Source organism: Natrinema soli (genome assembly GCF_028618695.1).
Genome location: NZ_JAQIVI010000641.1, coordinates 1 through 17,752 on the forward strand (window position 1 = coordinate 1; position 17,752 = coordinate 17,752).

Below are 17,752 nucleotides of genomic sequence, written 5' to 3' on the forward strand. Positions count from 1 at the left end.
TCCCGTCGGTGGTCGCTGCGGGGAAGACGCGAGACGGGGCAGCGTCGATCACACCCTCGAGGCGCAGTCCCGACTCGCGGACGGCGCGAACGTGGTCTTCGCGCGCAACGAGCGTGACATCGTGTTCGTGCGCGAGGATGCCGCCGACGAGGGTGCCGAGGCTCCCCGCACCGATGACGACGGTGTTCATGGCTCGAGGTGGAACGAGTGGGGTGAAAACGATGTCGTCCGATGGTCGGCCGCGGCTCGCGGTTCCGGAAGCCGCGCTCAATCCTCGGTCCAGTAGTAAAGGTCCTCGCGGTCGGCACCGCAGTTCGGGCACTCGTCGGGCACGTCGTGGTCGAGCCGCCCCAGTTCGCCACACTCCCAGCAGCGCCACATGAGTTCGGCCTCACCGAATTTCTGACCCGACCGCACGTGTTCGACGCTCAATCCCTCGATCCCGTCCCGAAGCGTGATGTAGAGCCCGTTCTCGTCGACACCGCGAATTCGACCGATCTCCGTCCCGTCGTCGGTGTAAACCGTCGTCCCGAACCCCAGTCGTGATCGCTCTTCGGCCATGTGAGTCACCGACACGAATCTACGTTTCGAGCCGGGATAAATCTATATATGCTATACAGAATTGGTCGGTCCCGCCAGCGATCGTCCGCGCTCGGCTGCGTTCGATTCAGTCTTCGGTCCAGTACATCAGGTCCTCGCGTTCGGTGCCGCAGTTCGGACACTCGTCGGGGAGCCCTCCCTCGATATCGCCCATTTCGCCACACTCCATGCAGCGCCACATGAGTTCCGCCTCGCCGAACGACTGCCCCGACCGGGCGTGCTCGACGCTCATCGCCTCGGCACCCTCGCGGGTGGTGACGAAGAAGCCGCTCCGTTCGAAGCCCCGAATACGGCCGATCTCGTTGCCGTCCTCGTCGTAGACCGTCTGCCCGAAGTCGAGTTCCCGCACCTCCTCGAGAGCCTCCTCGTCGCCTTCCTTCGTCGGTGTCTCGCCAGTTTCGACCATAAACGATTCTTACCGGCGACGGCGATAAAGTCACAGCGCGCATTGTGCGAGCGGCCGCTCGAGGGAGTGAAGCGGACGATCTCGGGACGCCGAGATCGCAGCAAATCATGTGAGTTGTATCCGTGGTAATAGAAAACAATATACACCATCCGAACAGAGACACGCGAGATGATAGTTTGTCTCACATCTGGTTTTCGTGACGGTGGCGTTGCCGTCGGCTCACACGACCTCGAGTCGCGCGGATCGAGGAAAACGCCGGTTACTATCGCATCAATCGACACCAGAAGTCCTGTACGGCCAGTCGCTCCGAATCCGCTGCGGTCGGCGGACGCACCCATCAGGTGCAATCCGATCCCTCATACGGTTGCGGGCCCTGGAACGGATACCGTGATCCGATCATGAGCGGGACCGGCGTCGCGACGATCGGTGACTGTCGGATCGCCTACCGGCGCGCGGGGACGAGCGGCCCGCCCGTCGTCCTCTGCCACGGCGCGGGGATCGACGACGCGACCGTCTCGTGGCGACACGCGATCGACGCGCTGGCCGACGACTACCGGGTCTACGCGATCGACTGGCCGGAGTACGGGAACAGTTCGGGAGACGTCGAGCACACCGTCGAAACGTACGTCGATATCCTCGGGGGATTCCTCGAGACGCTCCCCTTCGAGCGCGTCTCGCTCGCCGGGATCTCGATGGGCGGCGGCGTCGCGCTCGGCTACGCGCTCGATAACCCCGACCGCGTCGAGCGACTCGTGCTCGTCGACAGCTACGGGCTCGGTGACCGACTATCCAGCGCCCTCCAGTGGAAGTTCCTCTCGCAGATCCCCGGGATGACCGAGTTCGGAAAAATCGCCGCCAGTACGAGTACGCGAAGCGTTCGAAGCGTTCTCGCTTCGCTCGTCGCGGACGCCGACGCACTGCCCGAGCCCTTCGTCGACGACGTCAGGGAGAAACTGATGGAGCCGGGCTCGATACGGGCGTTCACGGAATTTCAGGAGAACGAGCTCTCCTTCAGCGGCCGCGTCGCGACGAACTTCGTCGACGACCTCGAGTCGCTGTCGGTGCCGACGCTGCTCGTCCACGGTGAGGATGACCCGCTGGTCCCCCTCGAGTGGTCGGAGCGAGCGGCGGCGCTGATTCCGAACGCGGAACTCGACGTGATCGAGGACTGCGGTCACTGGACGCCTCGAGAGCGACCCGATCGGTTCAACGAGAGCCTTCGAAACTGGCTGCCGGACCCACAGCGGGTGCCCACCCCGCAGTACACCAAGGCCGGAATGCCCGGCGTCACTCGAGTCAGCAGCGATTAGAGCCGTCTCGTTCTTCTCCGTTGTCATTCACCATCTGGCCGGGAGCGCGTCCGAACGAATGTGAGGGCGCGGGACCCGGGGGAGGGCAGGCCGTTGCCCAAACACCGACCGCGAGCGAACCCGAAGGGTGAGCGAGCGGGCCGACGACTGACTCGGCGTGAGTGAAACGAACGGAGAGGAAGGAGGAGTGCTTTTGATCGAAATTTTATCGAGGGACAGCGCGCTTGCGACAGAGAATCCTGTCGCGAGCGCGCCAGACCGCAGAATAAAATTTCGTTACATGAAATCCTCGATCCCGCTCTGCTTGTTCTTATCGTTCTCGAAGACGCTCTCGAGGGCCTTCTCGAGCACCTCGAGGCGCTGTTTCGTGTAGGGGCGGCAGTCGTACTCGTCGGCGACCTGGATGGCCGTCTGCATGTACTTGTTCACCGAGCCCTTGTGGACGGTGAGGTTGACGCGGCCGCCGCACTCCCGGCAGTCGCCGGTCAGGGGCATCCGGCGGAACTTCTCGCCGCAGTCGAGACAGCGGGTTTCCTGTCGGGAGAACGCCCGGAGGTTCCCGATGAGGTCCGGCAGGAAGTGGTACTCGATAACCCGCTCGGCGACGTCGGTCTCGTCGACGGCCGCGAGCTTGCGCGAGAGCTCGAGCTGGGCGTCCATCTTGTCCATCATCGAGCCCAGCGTCTTGTACGCCGAGAGGTCGGGCCCCATCGCGATGTTAGTGGTGTCGTGAGTGTGGTCGAAGCCGGTGTACTCGGTATCGGTGCCGAGCGTGTCCTCGGCGATTTCGACGTCGACGTCCTCCGGGTCTGCCTGCTCGAGGGTGGCGAGGTAAAAGTCGCGGGGGTACTGCCTGACGACGTCCATGTTGTGGGCCTCGTCGTCGATCTCGGAGGGATCGATGCGGGAGGACATGACGAGGGGTGCGTCCATCTTCCCCCCTCGTTGGTCGGGGAGGAAGGATTTGCTAAAGTTAAGTAAACCGTCAAGTAGCAGCATTACGCAATCCTCATCACCGTCGCAATTCCGACGTTTCGCGGCGTGAAAGTACGGATGAGCGTATCCCACTGCAGCGCTCGTGAACCCTATCACTCTCCCGACAGTTGCCGCGGACGTGTGGGGTGCCATGCCGAAGACGAGTTCGCCCACGAGGTCCTGGCGGTCCTCGAACTCGTAGTAGGGCTCGAGGACGTAGTACTGCTCGAGCAGGTCGTCGATGAAGTCGGCGGTTTGCAACATGTGCTCGGCCGCGCCGTTCGAGAGGACGATGTCCTGCACGCGGAGTTCGACCAGCTGGTCCTCGTGGGTGAGCGGTTCGCCGTGGATGTCCTCCTCGTAGTCCAGCGCCTGCAGCTGGCCGACGTCGACGTCGAGTTCGCTCGCGCGGACGGCCGTGACTGGCAGGTCGGTCATATCGTAGCGGACGGTGCCGTCCTTGAACGTGGAAACGTCGTGTTTCGCGCGCAGGATTCCCTTCTCGATCGGTTCGGGGACCTTGGTTTGTGAGGTGAGCCCCTTGACGCCTTTGAGGATCTCGAAGGCGTTCTCGCGTTCGCCGACCGACTCGAGAGCGTCGCGGTACTCCTCGTGGATATCGATCTCGCGGGTGTCTACGCAGGTCGCCTGACGCTCACAGCGGGGACACTCGACGCGACCGGCCTCGTCGGGGTCGACCTGAACGTCGCAGTCGTAACAGCGGTAGTCCGGCGTCGTGCGGGCGTTGCAGTCCGGGCAGCGGTTCTTGAACGTCTCCGTCCCGCAGGACTCACAGCGCTGGCGACCGATCTGGACGTCGACGACGCCGGGGGTGTCCGACATCGTCTCGGCGTGTTTAGCGGCGTCGGCGACGTTGCGCTGCGTGCCGCCGGCCTCGCCGATCGGGAACAGGGTGTGGACCGCCGGGCTCAGATCGCGGCTCTCGGATTTCTCCGGCCGGCCCATCCGGTTGCCGATCCGGGTCGGAGCCCGCTCGCGGACCCGGAAGGGAGCGACTTCGTTGACCGCCTCGATGGCGTTGTCGCCCTCGGTCTCGTGGCCCCACGTTCGCGCCCGCTCCGAGAGGTCGTCGTCGGACCACGTTCGCTCGAGGTCGACGATCGGCTCCTGCGCGTTGTTCCTGGATTCGGACTCGAGCGCGGATCCGTCGGCGACCGCCCGTCGCGGCTCACAGCCCAGCGTCCGGACGAACGGCCGCCAGCCGTCGATCTCGATGCGGTCCTCGTCCGGGCGCTGCCGGTGCTCGATGACGATCGTCTCGAGCGCCTCCCGAACGGACTCCGTGTATTCGAGTACGAGCGTCGCGTCACCATCGACGTCGCCCTCGACTCGGCCGTCCGCGACGGCCGCGGCGAGCGTCCGGAAGGCGTCGACCGAGATGTCGTGCCAGAGGACGGTGTACTCGGGATGGAGCGGCGCGTCGTACTCCATCGCCCACTCGAGGGCTTCGTCGGCGTCGGGGAACTCGAGGTCGATTCGGGGGTCGTCCTCGAGCGCCTGTACGTCCGCGCCGGCGGCTGCGAGGTCCTGCACCCACCACTCGTAGGTGTAGGAGGCCGGGGCGAGCGGGTGGTTGTTCTCGACGAACTCGCCGTAGTTGACCAGGTACTCGCCGAGGTCGAGGATCGCCTCGACGCCGTTTCTGATCTCGAGGGCGTCCTCGGGGTCGTCGATCCGCCGGACGTCGCCGTTGGCGAGTCTGACCGTCGGCCCCTCCAGCGAGTCGACGGGAACGACTCCGGCAGCCTTGCCGGGACGTTCGGTCTTGATCTGGGTGCCCGTCGCGAGGAAGTCGTCGACGAGGTGCATCGCAGCGGGGTGGACGCCGGCGGTCGCGAAGCCGTGATTGCGCGCCCGACCGTATCGGAGGCGAAAACCGCCCTTCGAACACGGATGGGAGAAGACGGGCCGGCCGGCGATCAGGTCCCGGAGGAACTTCTCGGAGGTCTCCACGCGCGGGGGGCCCTCGGAGTCGTCGCCGGGAGCGTCGCCGCTGCCGTCGTCCGGTTCGTTCGGGTCGGTCTCGGCCGATCCCTCGTCGTCCTCGTCGTCCTCGTTGCTCTCGCCAGATTCGTCACCCGCGGCGTCCGCCTCCGCACCATCGTCGTCGTAATAGTTGCCGTCGATAAGGTCCTGCAGCCACGGCCAGTCGACCTCGTCGAGATTGCGGGTGTAGCGCTGAATCTTCGGTGCTTTCAGCGCGATCCCCTCGGCGAGGACGAGACACATCCCGCCGCGGGCGCTGTTGGTGTCGACCCGCTCGAGGTCGCGAAAGCCCGAGACCTCCTCGTCGCCGGTGGCCTCCCCGTCGAGCATGATCGGGAGGTTCTTCGCGATGAATTTGGCCTCCGAGTCTTTCGGGGAGTACTGCAGTCCCGTCTCCTTGTCGTAGAGGCCGAGCTCCTCGGCGTAGCGTTCGACCTCCTCCTGACGGGCGTCGTACTGTTCGATGCCCACGAGTGCGCGCGTGTAGTCGGCGACGAGCACCGAGAGGGCCTGTGCCGTTCCGCCCGCGGAGCGAATCGGACCGGCGTAGTAGACGTTGACGAACTCCGTTCCGTCGTCGTTCGTGAGGATTTCGACCCTGTCGATCCCCTCGATGGGCGCGGCGACGACCCCCTCCGTCAGGAGCGCGACCGCGGTGCGGACCGCGCCCTCGATCTTACCGGCGTTCGTCTCGTAGTCACCGACGCGTCCCTCCGCGAAGTCTTCGGCGAGTTCGAGGGCGGCCTCCTCCCTGCTCATCTGTCCCTCGAGTTCGCGGACGCGTTCGGCGACGCCGTCGATGCCGAGGATGTTCTCGACGCGGTCGGCCATGTCCTTGGCGACCGGGATCTCGACTTCGGGTTTCGGATCGCCGCCCCGTTCCTTGGCCCGCTCGGCGACGGCGAGGGCGTCCTCGAGCTGATCCTCGAGCCCCTGAAAGTACTGTTCGTCTTCGGTGCGCATCTTAGAGCCAGAGGTCGAGTTCGGTGGTGTCGTCGTACTCGCGCTCGAGGGGCTCTGCGAAGACGCGCATGTGAACCTCGCCTGCCCAGACGGACGCCTCGTTCAGGTGGCCGGCGTAGGTGGTTCCCTCGTCGTCCGAGAGGACCGCGTGGGTGTGGGCGAACCGTTCGCCATCGTCGGACGGTGTCCGACTGCTCGAGGAGCGTTGCTCCTCGCTGTCCAGCCAGGAGACGTTCCCGACGCAGCTGGCGACCTCGAGCGGCTCGTCGAACTCGATCGGGTAGTACTCGCACTCGTCCTGATCGTAAAACCAGAGTTCGGCGTCCTGGACCGCGCCGAGCGCGGTAAACCAGGCGGCGTCGGCGTCAACCGTGTCCGCGAGCGACTCGATCTCGGCCCGCCAGTCGGCACCCGTCTCGAGGCGGGCGACGTACTCGTCCGTGGTCTCGACGGCGCGATAGTTCATACGCAACTACTGTGACGGCCGGGAGAAAAAGCCCTCCGGTCGGATGCAGCTACACTCGAGGTCGTTACTCACTGGCGTGGAATAGTGTAAACCAATTGCTCAATATAGAGCCGTACAGAAAGGGTGTTCACATAAATTATTTGTCTTGAACGGATCGGCAGTAATGAACACTGTAGAGCAATAATGTACAGGTGTCGTGGTCTATAAAACTGGTATTGTATGTATTATTCACAGTAACAACTGATTTGGATGCATTAGACTGATGATACTAAAATGGGTAGATTGGTACCATACAGCAAGATGGTGCGAGACCAGACCAGCCTCACGCGACGACGGCTCCTCGCTTCGGGTGCCGCCGTCTCCGCGGCAACGATCGCAGGGTGCATCGGTGGTGGTGGCAACGGTGGTGGGGACCAGTTCCATTTCACACAAGAACAATCGCGCGAAGAACAGTTCGATCCCGTCGTCTCGAACGACGCCTACAGCTTTCAGGTGATTCAGCTCGTCTTCGACGGGCTTTACGAGTACAACGAAGGCCTCGAGTTACAGCCGAAGCTCGCGACGGGCGAACCGACCGTCGAGCGCGACGGCACGCGGTACATCTTCGAGATCGAGGAGACGGCCGAGTTCCACAACGGCGACGACGTGACGGCGTCGGACGTTGCTCACTCCTTTACCGCCCCGGTCGAAGAGGAGACGGAGAACGCCTCGGAGTACGACATGATCGAGAGCACCGAGGTCATCGACGACTATCAGCTCCAGGTCGACCTCGGGGAGGACCCCTACGGGCCGTTCGAACTCGCGACGATGGGCGTGACAGTGGTGCCCGAGAGCGTCCGGACCGACGACCGCGACGCGTTCAACAGCGATCCGGTCGGCTCCGGGCCGTTCACCTTCGCCGAACTGCAGGAGAACGAGTACGTCGAGATCGAACGGTGGGACGACTACTGGGACGACCTCGAGCCGAACCTCGAGCGAGTCCGCTTCGAGGCCCACGAAGACCCGGCGGGTCGCGTCTCCGACATTCGGGCGTCGAACACGGACGTCATCGCAGGCATCCCCAACGACGACTGGGACGTTCTCGAGGGCGAGGACGGCGTGAATCTGCACTCGGAGGAGAGTCCGACGTTCATGTACATGGCGTTCAACTGTAACGAGGGGCCGACGACCAGCCCCGAGGTGCGACGGGCCATCGCCCACTCGTTCTCGATGCAGGACTTCATCGAGTCCAACGGCGCGAACGTGAACTCGCCGATGTACAGCCCGATTCCGCCGGTCGTCAACGATGTCTGGGAGTTCCCGGAAGACGAGTATCAGGATCTGCTGCCGGAGTACGACCCGGATCAAGCTCAGTCGCTGCTCGACGAGCACGCGCCCGATGGCTTCACGCCGACGATCATCACGCCCGAGGGGATCCGGGCTCAACTGGCTGAGCGAATCGCCACTCGGCTGGACGAGATCGGCTACGGGGCCGACGTGCAGGTACTGGACTTCGCGACCCTGGTCGACACATACACCAGCGGGAGCGCCGACGACTACCAGATGTACCTGCTGGGCTGGACCGGCGGACCCGATCCGGACTACTACCTCTATCCGCTCTTCCACGAGAGTCAGGCTGGAACGAATCAGGGCCACTACTACGGGGGCAGCGACGGGTTCCACGACGCGATCGCCGAGGGGCGTAACTCGGCCGATCAGGAGGCGCGCTACGACCTCTACGAGCCCGTCATCCGGGAGATCGTCGAACAGCTCCCCGCGCTGCCCGCGTTCACGCAGGACAACACGATGGCCTCTCGAGACTACGTCCAAGATCTCCAGGCTCACCCGGAGGTGACGAGAAACCCAACCCTCGTCGCGGACTACACGAACGTGTCGATGGAGTGAGTAGACGGACAGCGGTGCCTGGGCCGGCGGGGAACGACGTCACCCGCCGGTCCGGTGGCAGCGGCATCGAGTCAGGGTGGATCGACGAGCGAACAGACCGACTCGCGAACCAATGAAGCTACTCAAATACAGCATATACAGGCTCTTGCAGGCGATCCCCGTCCTGATCGGGATCTCCGTCATCACGTTCCTGCTCGCGAACCTCGGCCCGGGCGATCCGGTCAGCCTCATGTTACAGGGGCAAGAACACAGCGAGGAACTGGTCAGAGCGATCGAACGGCGATACGGACTCGACAGACCGCTACACGAACGGTACGTAACGTACATGGCCGGCCTTCTCGAGGGAGATCTCGGCCAGAGCATCCACTACCAGCGACCGGTCGCCGCGCTGATGATGGATCGGATCGGACCGACGCTCCTGTTAGTCCTCTCGGCGTACGCGTTCGCGCTGGTGACGGCGATTCCGCTCGGCATCGTGGCCGCCGACCGGCGCAACGAACCCACCGATCACGCCTCGCGGATCGCCGCACTCGTCGGCGTCAGCACCCCGTCGTTCTGGATCGGGATCGTTCTGATCCTGATCTTCGCGGTCAAGCTCGGTTGGCTCCCCTCGAGCGGGCTTGTTTACCCGTGGCGACCGCCCAGTTCCTATCCGGGTATCGACGACCACCTCGAGCTGTACTACGAGTCGGCGAGACACCTGCTGTTGCCGATGATCGCGCTGGGAACGTTACAGATGGCGACGATCATGCGCGTCGAGCGCACGCAGATGATCGAGTCGCTGCAGGGCGAATACGTCAAACTGGCTCGCGCGTACGGCGTGCCCGAGCAGACGATCCTGCGAAAGCACGCCTTTCAGGTGGCCCAACTGCCGATCATCACCATCGTCGGCCTCAACCTGTCGACGGCTATCGGCGGCGCGGTGCTGGTCGAGACGGTGTTCAACATCAACGGTATGGGACGACTGTTCATCAACGCGATCTCGACGAACGACTACCAGCTCGTGATGGGAATTACGATGATGCTCGGCTTCCTGTTCGTGCTCGGCGTCATCATCACCGACATCTCGTACGCGTACGTCGACCCGCGAGTCACCTACGGTGAGAAGGAGTAACCATGGCAGTCAGTGAATCCCAGTTCGAGAGCGGCCGGGAACCGGCGTCCGAGGACGAAGAGTCGGTCGAGGCCCGCGTCGGCTGGCGCTATACCGTGGCGCGAATTAAACAGGACACGACGGCCCGCTGGGGACTGTACATCGTGACGGTCGTGCTGTTCGTTGCGGTGTACGCCGTGGTGGACAGCAACCTCTCGCGGCTCACCTTCGGGTTCGCGTCGGATTACACGTTCGCGCAGCTGTTGCCGATCTTCGACCACCCAACGCACATCCCGCCGCCGGGCGAGGGAACGCAGCACATGCCGCCGTACTTCCCGCTGGCCGAGCAGTCGTGGAACCCGCTCCCGGCCGGCGGCACCATCGAACACCCGCTGGGAACAGATCACACTGGCCGGGACTACTTCACCAGAATCGTCTACGGAACGCAGGTGTCGGTGTTCGTCGGGCTCGTCTCGACGTTCATCGGGCTGACTGGCGGGACGATCATCGGTGCCGTCGCCGGCTACTATGGCGGCAAGATCGATGACGTCCTGATGCGGATGGTCGAGACGGTCTACTCGATTCCGCCACTAATCCTCATCATCGTCTTCACCGTCTTCGTCGGCGGTGCGAACATCTGGTACGCCGTACTCGGCGTCGGAATCGCGTTCATCCCTGTCTTCGCCCGAATCATCCGGAGTCGGGTGCTGAGCATCCGCGAGATGGATTACATCGAAGCCGCTCGAGCGGCCGGCGTGAAGGATCGCAACATCATCATGCGACACGTCGTGCCGAACAGCTTCGCGCCGGTGCTGGTGTACGCGACGCTCCAGATCGGCGTGACGATCCTCATCGTCGCCGGCCTCTCCTTTTTGGGCTACGGCGCACAGCCGCCGACCCCCGACTGGGGCCAGATGCTCAATATCTCGCACGGCTACATGCACTCGAACGTCTGGCTCTCGATCTGGCCCGGCATCGCAATCATGATCACCATCATGGGCTTCAACCTGTTCGGCGACGGCCTGCAGGACGCCCTCGACCCCCGAATCGACGACTGACAATGAGCACCGAACCACTACTTCGCGTCGAGAATCTCGAGACGCAGTTCTTCACGGACGCAGGTACAGTACGCGCCGTCGACGGCATCTCCTTTACGGTCCGCGAGGGCGAGATCGTCGGCCTCGTCGGCGAGAGCGGCGCCGGCAAATCGGTCGCCTCGATGAGTCTCTTGCGGCTCGTCGAAAACCCAGGCGAGATCGTCGGCGGCGAAATCACCTACAAGGGCGAGACCATCGTGGGCTTCGAAGAGGGGCCCGACGGCGAGCGTCGAGAGCGCGACGAGATGCTCTCGAACGAGGAGATCCGGACCCGGATCCGGGGGAACGAGATCGCCGTCATCTTCCAGGACCCGATGGAGTCACTCAATCCCGTCTTCACCGTCGGCGGACAGCTCCGGGAGTTCATCGAACTCAACCGCGGACTCTCCGAAGACGAGGCGAAGGCGGAAGCGATCGACATGCTCCGGGAAGTCGGCATCCCCGACCCCGAACAGCGCTACGAGGAGTACCCTCACCAGTTCTCCGGCGGAATGCGCCAGCGCGTACTCATCGCGATGGCGCTGGCCTGCGAACCCAGCCTCATCATCGCCGACGAACCGACGACGGCCCTGGACGTCACCGTCGAGGGACAGATCATCGACCTCGTCGACGACCTCCAGGCGAAGTACGGGACGAGCTTCCTCTGGGTCACGCACGACCTCGGCGTCGTCGCCGAGATCTGCGACCGCGTGAACGTCATGTACCTCGGCGAAATCGTCGAGCAAGCGCCGGTCGACGAGCTGTTCTACGACACGAAACACCCCTACACGAACGCCCTACTGGATTCGATTCCCCGGCCCGATCGAACCGTCGACGAACTCGAGGCGATCGAGGGGGTGATGCCCGAAGCGATCAACCCGCCGTCGGGCTGTCGGTTCCATCCGCGCTGTCCCGACGCGCGAGCGGTGTGCAAGCGGGTTCATCCCGACGCGAAGAGAGTCGCCGACGCCGACGGCGAACCCCATCGGGCGGCCTGCGTGAAACACGACGCCTTCGACGTCGGCTACGACGAGAGCCCGCCGCTCGAGGGGGCGGCGGGGACCGATCGGACGGCGGCGGCCGGAGACGTCGACGAGCCGGAATCGCTCGCACCGAACCCGGCCAGCGACGAGAGCGGAGGTGAGAGTCGTGAGTAGCGGCATCCGGCTGGACGAGGAGAGCGGCTACGACGGGGAGGAGACGCTGCTCGAACTCGAGGGCGTCACGAAGTACTTCGCGCAGGAGTCGGGACTACTGGCGGGCGTGGAGTTCGATCCGAGTCAGTTTCCGCCGATCAGCGTCGACCGGGAGACCGTGAAGGCGGTCGACGACGTCTCCCTCGAAATCCAACCCGGCGAGACGCTCGGGCTCGTCGGCGAGTCCGGCTGCGGCAAGAGCACGCTCGGGCGGACGGTCCTGCGCCTGCTCGAGCCCACGGACGGAGATATCTACTTCAAGGGGGAGAACCTGGCTGACCTCGGCGGCGAAGAGTTGCGACGGACGCGCTCGGACATGCAGATGATCTTTCAGGACCCCCAGTCCTCGCTCGACCCGCGGATGAAGGTCGGCCAGATCATCGAAGAGCCGATGGGGGCCCACGACATGTTGGACGACGAAGGGCGAGAAGCGCGGGCGAAGCACCTCCTCGAGAAGGTCGGGCTCGATCCGCGTCACTACAACCGGTTCCCCCACGCGTTCTCCGGCGGGCAGCGTCAGCGCATCAACCTCGCGCGAGCGCTGTCGGTCGATCCCGATTTCGTCGTCTGCGACGAGCCCGTCTCCGCGCTGGATGTCTCCATTCAGGCGCAGGTATTGAATACGATGGAAGAACTTCAAGAGGAGTTCGGCCTTACCTTCCTCTTCATCGCCCACGACCTCTCGGTAATTCGTCACATCAGCGACCGCGTGGCGGTGATGTACCTCGGTCACATCGTCGAGTTGGCGGAGAAAGAGGAACTGTTCGAGAACCCCCAACATCCCTACACCCGCGCGTTGCTCGAGTCGATTCCCGTTCCCGATCCGCGGGAGAACGGTGCGCGCGGCGTGCTCGAGGGAGAGGTACCGAGTCCGGTCGATCCGCCTTCTGGCTGCCGGTTCCGCACGCGCTGTCCGCGCCTGATCGCGCCCGACGAGTACGACTGGGGCGACGGGGAGTGGGAGCGGACGCGAGCGTTCATGCGGGCGGTCAAGCGACGGACGTTCGAACCGATGCCCGCCGCCGAGATACGGACCGAGTTCTTCGATGGCAGCCTACCGCGAGGCGAGGCGGGATCGATCGTCGAAGCGGCGATCGACCTCGTCGCGGCCGATCGCGAGGCAGGTGACGGGGTCGACGATGAAACGGATCACTGGGAGGCGGCGACGGAGCTGCTGCTCGAGTCCTTCGCCGAGCGGAGCATCTGCGCCCGCGAGCGGCCGGCGTACGAACTCGAGGCCGAGTACGGCGACGGGGAGCATCTGGCGGCCTGTCACCTGCACCGGTGACGGCCGAGACGCGCTCAAGTCGCCTCTGAACGGTTCTATCGGCGTTCGGGGACGAGTCTCGAGACGCAACGCAACCGTGAGAGTCCTTCACTAATAGCTCGAGCGGCGATCATCCAACACGGTCGATCATCGCAATAATGCTTAAAGGATTGACGCAACTATTAACTCGTGTATGAGTAAGATACTCGCCATTCTGGCAACGCACACGAAAGCCGGCGCAAAGGTACAGCGAACGATCGAACACTCGCCGTCGTTCTCGGGCGTCCAGACGAGCGAGGACGGCCGTCCCGAGACGCAGGTTTCGCCGGGCGGGTTTCTGACGGGGTAGTCCCGATACTCCGGTAGTGATCTCTCGGTACGGATACCGGTGTGCGGATCCGGCACCGAAACGATCGGGTGTCCCCTCCGAAACCGACGACGCTGCGAGCGATCACCCGACTCAGTCGAACACCGACGACGGATGCTCGACATAGCGATCCTGTTCTCCGATGTGCAACTGGCCACGCGGGATACCAGCGGAGTTCACCGTTCCCTGTCGGCGGCCCACTCGAGGAGCGGCTGGAGTCGCCGGCAGAGTTCGTCGCCGTCGTCGGTGAGGTCGTACTCGACGCGCGGCGGAATCTCGGCGTACTGCTCCCGGTCGAGGTAGTCGGCATCGACCAGCTCGTCGAGCCGGCTCGAGAGCGTCGAACTGCTCACGTCGTCGAACGCGTCCTCGATCTCGCCGTATCGCGCCGGCCCGATCGCACCGACGACGCAGATCAGCTGCATCGCGTACCGGCGGCTGAGCAGTTCCATCAGCCCGTCGAGTCGGCAGTAACAGTCGATGTCACAGGGCGAATCGGGCGGTTCGGGTCGGTCGTCAACGGTCTCGGCCATAGCTTTCGATCACCGCAGTTACTCCACTACTTCGGACTCGACAGTACAAGTACTTCGCGAATCGAAGTATCGGTGTATGACGGAGAAAACCTGCGCGTGTTGCGGGACAGTCGATAGCCAATCGAAGGAGACGAAGAGTGAGGACCAGCCGTCGGTCGATCGCTGGCTCGGCGAGACGGCCGTGATGGAGACACCCCTCCCCGTCGACGTCCAGACGGCGATGGAGCGGTTCTTCGGGGACGCGTCGATCACCACCCTCGCGGAGTGGGTCACAGAGCTTCGAGAGCGAACCGGGGGCGGCTCGATCGATACCGCTGACCTCTGTCACGCCGACGAGGAGACGGGCCACTGGGGCGAACTGGACGGCACCCGCTACGACTTCCAGTGTTTCTACGACGCGGTCGCACTCGCCGAGCTGGCGTCTGAACCGGTCGAGATTCGCACCGAGAGCCCGGACGGGTCGGTTATCGAGGCTCGAGCGACCGGCGACGGCGACGTGACAGCGACGCCGTCAACGGCGGTCGTCTCCTTCGGCGTCGCGACCGACGGCTCGGCGGCGATGAACGCCGAACCGACGCTCGAGGATGCCTATACTTCGATCTGTCCAGCAGTCATTGCGTTTCCGACTCGGAGTGCGTACGAACAGTGGGCAGCGCAGACGCCAGTCGCAACCGTCGGTATGCCGCTATCGGCCGCGACGGGGGTCGCGACCGGTCTCGTCGACGACTAATCCCATTTCCCACCCCAGTTATCGCCAGGCCGGAAGCGTCGGTGCGTCGTCCGCCTGCATGGAAAGCCAGGCACCGTCCGCGGAGATATCCGCGATAACGTACTCGTCGCTCGCGGCCGTCGAATCGATCGAACCGACGATGGTGTCGTCGGACGTCATGGCGTGGGGGTTCGTCGCCATGTTAGTGAGTGACAACCACCGATATATAAACTCATCGAATCTGACTGTCCGTTCGAGATACTGATCGGAAATCGGACGAGTTCCGGGGTCTGAAACACTGGGTTTATACTTATTTTCGCCGTACCGGGGAGATATGAACATAGCCGACGCGATGACGCCCCGCGAGGACGTGGTAACCGTCGACCTTCCCGGTACCCGAACCGACGTGCTCGAGTACCTGCAAGAACAGTCGTTTTCGTCCGTGCCGGTCGTCGAGGAGACCGACGACGGGCTCGAGTACCGGGGTCTGATCTCGCGTGAGACGCTGATCGAACGGCCGGATGAGGACCAGCTGGTCATCCTGATGAACGAGGACGTGCCGACGACGACCGCCGGGACGAGCCTCGCGGACGTCGCGCGAACGATGGTCGAGGCGGGCGCGCGCCGCGTCCCGGTCGTCGACGGACAGTTCGAGGGAATCGTCACGGTGACGGACGTCATTCACGCGATCGCGACGGGCGATCAGGAGACCGACGGCACCGTCGAGTCCCACGCCAGCGAGAACGTGAACACGACCTACGAGGGCGCACCCCTCCCCGTCGCCGAGCGGGAACTCTCCTACGCGAACGTCCCCTACACGATCGCGCTGGACGACGAGGGCCGGATGAACGGCGTCCTCACGGAAGTCGACATCATCGAAGTCGCCCGGATCGTCGAGGGCGAAGAGGAGACGGGCGACAACTTCGGCGATCAGGACGACGACTGGTCCTGGGAGGGGATCAAGGCCGTCGGCAGCCGCTATCTCCCCACGCGGGACATCGAGATTCCGACGGGGCCGGTCCGAGGGTTCATGAGCGACGACGTCGTGATGGTCTCGAGCCAGACGACGATTCAGGAGGCCGCACAGCGGATGATCAGCAACGATATCGAACAGATTCCGATGGTCACGGGCGAAGACCTCGCCGGCATCGTCTGTGACGTCGATCTCCTGGAGGCGCTATATGAGTGACCGGGACGGCGCAAACGAAAGCGCCGAGGAACCGACGAGCGAGAAACTGGTCGAACTGGCCAAACGGCGGGGCTACTTCTTCCAGTCCTCGGGCGCGTACGGCGGCGTCGGCGGCTTCTACACGTTCGGTCCGCAGGGCGCGGCCCTGAAGAGCAACGTCGAGGACGCCTGGCGCGACCGCTTCGCGCTCGCCGAGGGAAACATGGAGATCGACGCGCCGACGATCATGCCCGAACCCGTCTTCGAGGCGTCGGGCCACCTCGATGGCTTCGACGACATGCTCGTCGAGTGTCCCGAGTGTGGCGAGAGCCACCGCGCGGACCACGTCGTCGAGGACAACACGGAGTACGAGGACGCCGAGAGCCTCCCCATTCCCGAAGTCGAGGACGTCATCGCCGAGTACGAACTCGTCTGTCCGAACTGCGGCGCGGGGCTGGCGGGTCAGGCCGTCGAAGCCTTCAACCTCATGTTCGCGACGAACATCGGCCCCGGCGACTCGCAGCCGGGCTACCTGCGTCCCGAGACGGCACAGGGAATCTTCGTCGAATTTCCCCGCCTCAAAGAGTACGCGCGCAACCAGCTCCCCTTCGGCGTGACCCAGATCGGCCGCGCCTACCGCAACGAGATCAGCCCTCGCCGCTCGATCATCCGCACGCGTGAGTTTACACAGGCCGAACTCGAGTACTTCGTCGATCCCGAGGCCGACGAACCGGATCTCTCGAGCGTCGAGGACGTCGAGGTCATGCTGTACCCGGCCAGCGAACAGAACGCCGAAGACGGCGAGGCCTTCGAGACGACGATCGGCGACGCCGTCGACGAGGGCATTATCACCGACCAGTGGGTCGCGTACTTCCTCGGCGTCGCGAAGCCGTGGTACGAATCGGTCGGCGTCGATATGGACCGGTTTCGGTTCCGCCAACACCTCGCGGGCGAGCGGGCCCACTACGCCAGCGACTGCTGGGACGCCGAAAGCGAAATAGATGGCAACTGGATCGAGATGGCCGGTTTCGCCCACCGGGGCAACTACGACCTCTCGAAGCACGCCGAACACTCCGGCGACCGATTCACGATCTTCCGGCAGTACGACGAACCCAGGACCGTCGAGCGCGCCACGGTCGATCCCGACATGAGCTATCTGGGACCGGAGTTCGGCGGTGACGCGCAAGCGGTCGTCCAGAAACTCGAGGACCTCGCCGCGCGCGACCGGTCCGCGTTCGACGGCGATACGATCGAAATCGACCTCGAGGGCGAGACCCGCGAGATTCCCGTCGCAAAGACCGGTTTCACGGTCGAGGAGCAGACCGAAGCGGGTGAGCACGTCACCCCCCACGTCGTCGAACCCTCCTTCGGCGTCGACCGGACCGTTTACACCGTCCTCCACCACGCCTATCGCGAGGACGAGGTCGCCGACGAGGAGCGCACCTTCCTCGAGCTCGAGCCGGAAGTCGCACCCACGTTCGTCGGCGTCTTCCCGCTGCAAAACGACGACGAACTCGAGTCCGAAGCGAAAGACGTCGCCGAAGCCCTGCGCGAGGCGGGGCTGTCGGTCACCTACGACGACTCGGGGAACATCGGTCGGCGCTACCGTCGTCAGGACGAGGTCGGCACGCCGTTTTGCGTGACGGTGGACTACGAGAGCATCGAGGAGAGCGAGGCGCAACGCGCCTCGGGTGACGCGAACGGGGACACCCCGCGAGCGAACGCCGGCGAG

Annotated in this window: 17 protein-coding genes; 10 read left to right on the forward strand and 7 right to left on the reverse strand. The window is 64.2% G+C overall.

Annotated elements, in window-relative coordinates; all coding sequences use genetic code 11:
• From PGX04_RS28845 to PGX04_RS28855, 3 genes are all read right to left on the reverse strand, one after another.
• Positions 1-190: ketopantoate reductase family protein (locus PGX04_RS28845; protein ID WP_273741633.1), on the reverse strand; the 190-nt coding region annotated here is incomplete at its 3' end.
• A 77-nt stretch (positions 191-267) separates the two neighbouring features.
• Positions 268-561, reverse strand: a complete 294-nt coding sequence (locus PGX04_RS28850; RefSeq protein ID WP_273741649.1) for a DUF7130 family rubredoxin-like protein — start codon at positions 559-561, stop codon at positions 268-270.
• Positions 562-667: 106 nt separating this feature from the next.
• Positions 668-1,006, reverse strand: coding sequence for a DUF7130 family rubredoxin-like protein (locus tag PGX04_RS28855; protein ID WP_273741634.1), 339 nt, complete (start codon positions 1,004-1,006; stop codon positions 668-670).
• A 398-nt stretch (positions 1,007-1,404) separates the two neighbouring features.
• Between PGX04_RS28855 and PGX04_RS28860 the strand changes: the two genes are divergently transcribed.
• The gene (locus tag PGX04_RS28860; RefSeq protein WP_273741635.1) at positions 1,405-2,316 is read left to right on the forward strand and encodes an alpha/beta fold hydrolase; all 912 of its coding nucleotides are present in this window, start codon (positions 1,405-1,407) and stop codon (positions 2,314-2,316) included.
• Positions 2,317-2,592: 276 nt separating this feature from the next.
• Here PGX04_RS28860 and PGX04_RS28865 read toward each other — a convergent pair whose 3' ends face one another.
• Positions 2,593-6,261, reverse strand: coding sequence for a DNA polymerase II large subunit (locus PGX04_RS28865; protein WP_273741636.1), 3,669 nt, complete (start codon positions 6,259-6,261; stop codon positions 2,593-2,595).
• A gap of 1 nt (position 6,262) precedes the next feature.
• Positions 6,263-6,727: a PPC domain-containing DNA-binding protein gene (locus PGX04_RS28870; protein ID WP_273741637.1), complete on the reverse strand. Its 465-nt coding sequence runs from the start codon at positions 6,725-6,727 to the stop codon at positions 6,263-6,265.
• A gap of 300 nt (positions 6,728-7,027) precedes the next feature.
• On the opposite strand from PGX04_RS28870, the gene PGX04_RS28875 reads away from it, so the two are divergent.
• The 6 genes from PGX04_RS28875 to PGX04_RS28900 all read left to right on the forward strand — a co-directional run bounded on the left by PGX04_RS28875 (position 7,028) and on the right by PGX04_RS28900 (position 13,592).
• A complete protein-coding gene (locus PGX04_RS28875) occupies positions 7,028-8,611 on the forward strand; it encodes an ABC transporter substrate-binding protein (protein ID WP_273741639.1) in 1,584 nt (527 codons plus the stop codon).
• Positions 8,612-8,723: 112 nt separating this feature from the next.
• Complete coding sequence (locus tag PGX04_RS28880) at positions 8,724-9,725, forward strand: ABC transporter permease (protein WP_273741640.1); 1,002 nt, start codon at positions 8,724-8,726, stop codon at positions 9,723-9,725.
• A 2-nt stretch (positions 9,726-9,727) separates the two neighbouring features.
• Complete coding sequence (locus PGX04_RS28885; protein ID WP_273741641.1) at positions 9,728-10,762, forward strand: ABC transporter permease; 1,035 nt, start codon at positions 9,728-9,730, stop codon at positions 10,760-10,762.
• 2 nt (positions 10,763-10,764) lie between these two features.
• Entirely contained in the window at positions 10,765-11,937 is a 1,173-nt protein-coding gene (locus tag PGX04_RS28890; RefSeq protein WP_273741642.1) for an ABC transporter ATP-binding protein, read from the forward strand.
• On the forward strand, positions 11,930-13,264 hold the full coding sequence (locus tag PGX04_RS28895; RefSeq protein ID WP_273741643.1) for an ABC transporter ATP-binding protein: 1,335 nt from the start codon (positions 11,930-11,932) through the stop codon (positions 13,262-13,264). Before PGX04_RS28890 ends, PGX04_RS28895 begins: the two co-directional genes overlap by 8 nt.
• Positions 13,265-13,436: 172 nt before the next feature.
• Positions 13,437-13,592 carry a hypothetical protein gene (locus PGX04_RS28900; protein ID WP_273741644.1) on the forward strand — a complete coding sequence of 52 codons (156 nt, stop codon included), beginning with the start codon at positions 13,437-13,439 and terminating at the stop codon, positions 13,590-13,592.
• A 194-nt stretch (positions 13,593-13,786) separates the two neighbouring features.
• Here PGX04_RS28900 and PGX04_RS28905 read toward each other — a convergent pair whose 3' ends face one another.
• Positions 13,787-14,143, reverse strand: coding sequence for a winged helix-turn-helix transcriptional regulator (locus PGX04_RS28905; protein ID WP_273741645.1), 357 nt, complete (start codon positions 14,141-14,143; stop codon positions 13,787-13,789).
• A 76-nt stretch (positions 14,144-14,219) separates the two neighbouring features.
• On the opposite strand from PGX04_RS28905, the gene merB reads away from it, so the two are divergent.
• Positions 14,220-14,873, forward strand: a complete 654-nt coding sequence (merB, locus tag PGX04_RS28910) for an organomercurial lyase (RefSeq protein WP_273741646.1) — start codon at positions 14,220-14,222, stop codon at positions 14,871-14,873.
• Between the two features lie 18 nt (positions 14,874-14,891).
• Here merB and PGX04_RS28915 read toward each other — a convergent pair whose 3' ends face one another.
• Positions 14,892-15,053 (reverse strand): DUF7556 family protein, encoded by a 162-nt coding sequence (locus PGX04_RS28915; protein WP_176548145.1) that lies wholly within the window; start codon positions 15,051-15,053, stop codon positions 14,892-14,894.
• 133 nt (positions 15,054-15,186) lie between these two features.
• Between PGX04_RS28915 and PGX04_RS28920 the strand changes: the two genes are divergently transcribed.
• Both PGX04_RS28920 and glyS read left to right on the forward strand, forming a co-directional pair.
• On the forward strand, positions 15,187-16,041 hold the full coding sequence (locus tag PGX04_RS28920) for a CBS domain-containing protein (protein WP_273741647.1): 855 nt from the start codon (positions 15,187-15,189) through the stop codon (positions 16,039-16,041).
• The coding region (glyS, locus tag PGX04_RS28925) for a glycine--tRNA ligase (protein WP_273741648.1) at positions 16,034-17,752 on the forward strand (1,719 nt) is incomplete at its 3' end. The genes PGX04_RS28920 and glyS, both read left to right, overlap by 8 nt.

Bases quoted from the DNA above. Each gene is read 5' to 3' on its own strand.
- PGX04_RS28850 (WP_273741649.1), bottom strand. From the start codon at position 561: ATGGCCGAAGAGCGATCACGACTGGGGTTCGGGACGACGGTTTACACC.
- PGX04_RS28855 (WP_273741634.1), bottom strand. From the start codon at position 1,006: ATGGTCGAAACTGGCGAGACACCGACGAAGGAAGGCGACGAGGAGGCT.
- PGX04_RS28860 (WP_273741635.1), top strand. From the start codon at position 1,405: ATGAGCGGGACCGGCGTCGCGACGATCGGTGACTGTCGGATCGCCTAC.
- PGX04_RS28865 (WP_273741636.1), bottom strand. From the start codon at position 6,261: ATGCGCACCGAAGACGAACAGTACTTTCAGGGGCTCGAGGATCAGCTC.
- PGX04_RS28870 (WP_273741637.1), bottom strand. From the start codon at position 6,727: ATGAACTATCGCGCCGTCGAGACCACGGACGAGTACGTCGCCCGCCTC.
- PGX04_RS28875 (WP_273741639.1), top strand. From the start codon at position 7,028: ATGGTGCGAGACCAGACCAGCCTCACGCGACGACGGCTCCTCGCTTCG.
- PGX04_RS28880 (WP_273741640.1), top strand. From the start codon at position 8,724: ATGAAGCTACTCAAATACAGCATATACAGGCTCTTGCAGGCGATCCCC.
- PGX04_RS28885 (WP_273741641.1), top strand. From the start codon at position 9,728: ATGGCAGTCAGTGAATCCCAGTTCGAGAGCGGCCGGGAACCGGCGTCC.
- PGX04_RS28890 (WP_273741642.1), top strand. From the start codon at position 10,765: ATGAGCACCGAACCACTACTTCGCGTCGAGAATCTCGAGACGCAGTTC.
- PGX04_RS28900 (WP_273741644.1), top strand. From the start codon at position 13,437: ATGAGTAAGATACTCGCCATTCTGGCAACGCACACGAAAGCCGGCGCA.
- PGX04_RS28905 (WP_273741645.1), bottom strand. From the start codon at position 14,143: ATGGCCGAGACCGTTGACGACCGACCCGAACCGCCCGATTCGCCCTGT.
- merB (WP_273741646.1), top strand. From the start codon at position 14,220: ATGACGGAGAAAACCTGCGCGTGTTGCGGGACAGTCGATAGCCAATCG.
- PGX04_RS28915 (WP_176548145.1), bottom strand. From the start codon at position 15,053: ATGGCGACGAACCCCCACGCCATGACGTCCGACGACACCATCGTCGGT.
- PGX04_RS28920 (WP_273741647.1), top strand. From the start codon at position 15,187: ATGAACATAGCCGACGCGATGACGCCCCGCGAGGACGTGGTAACCGTC.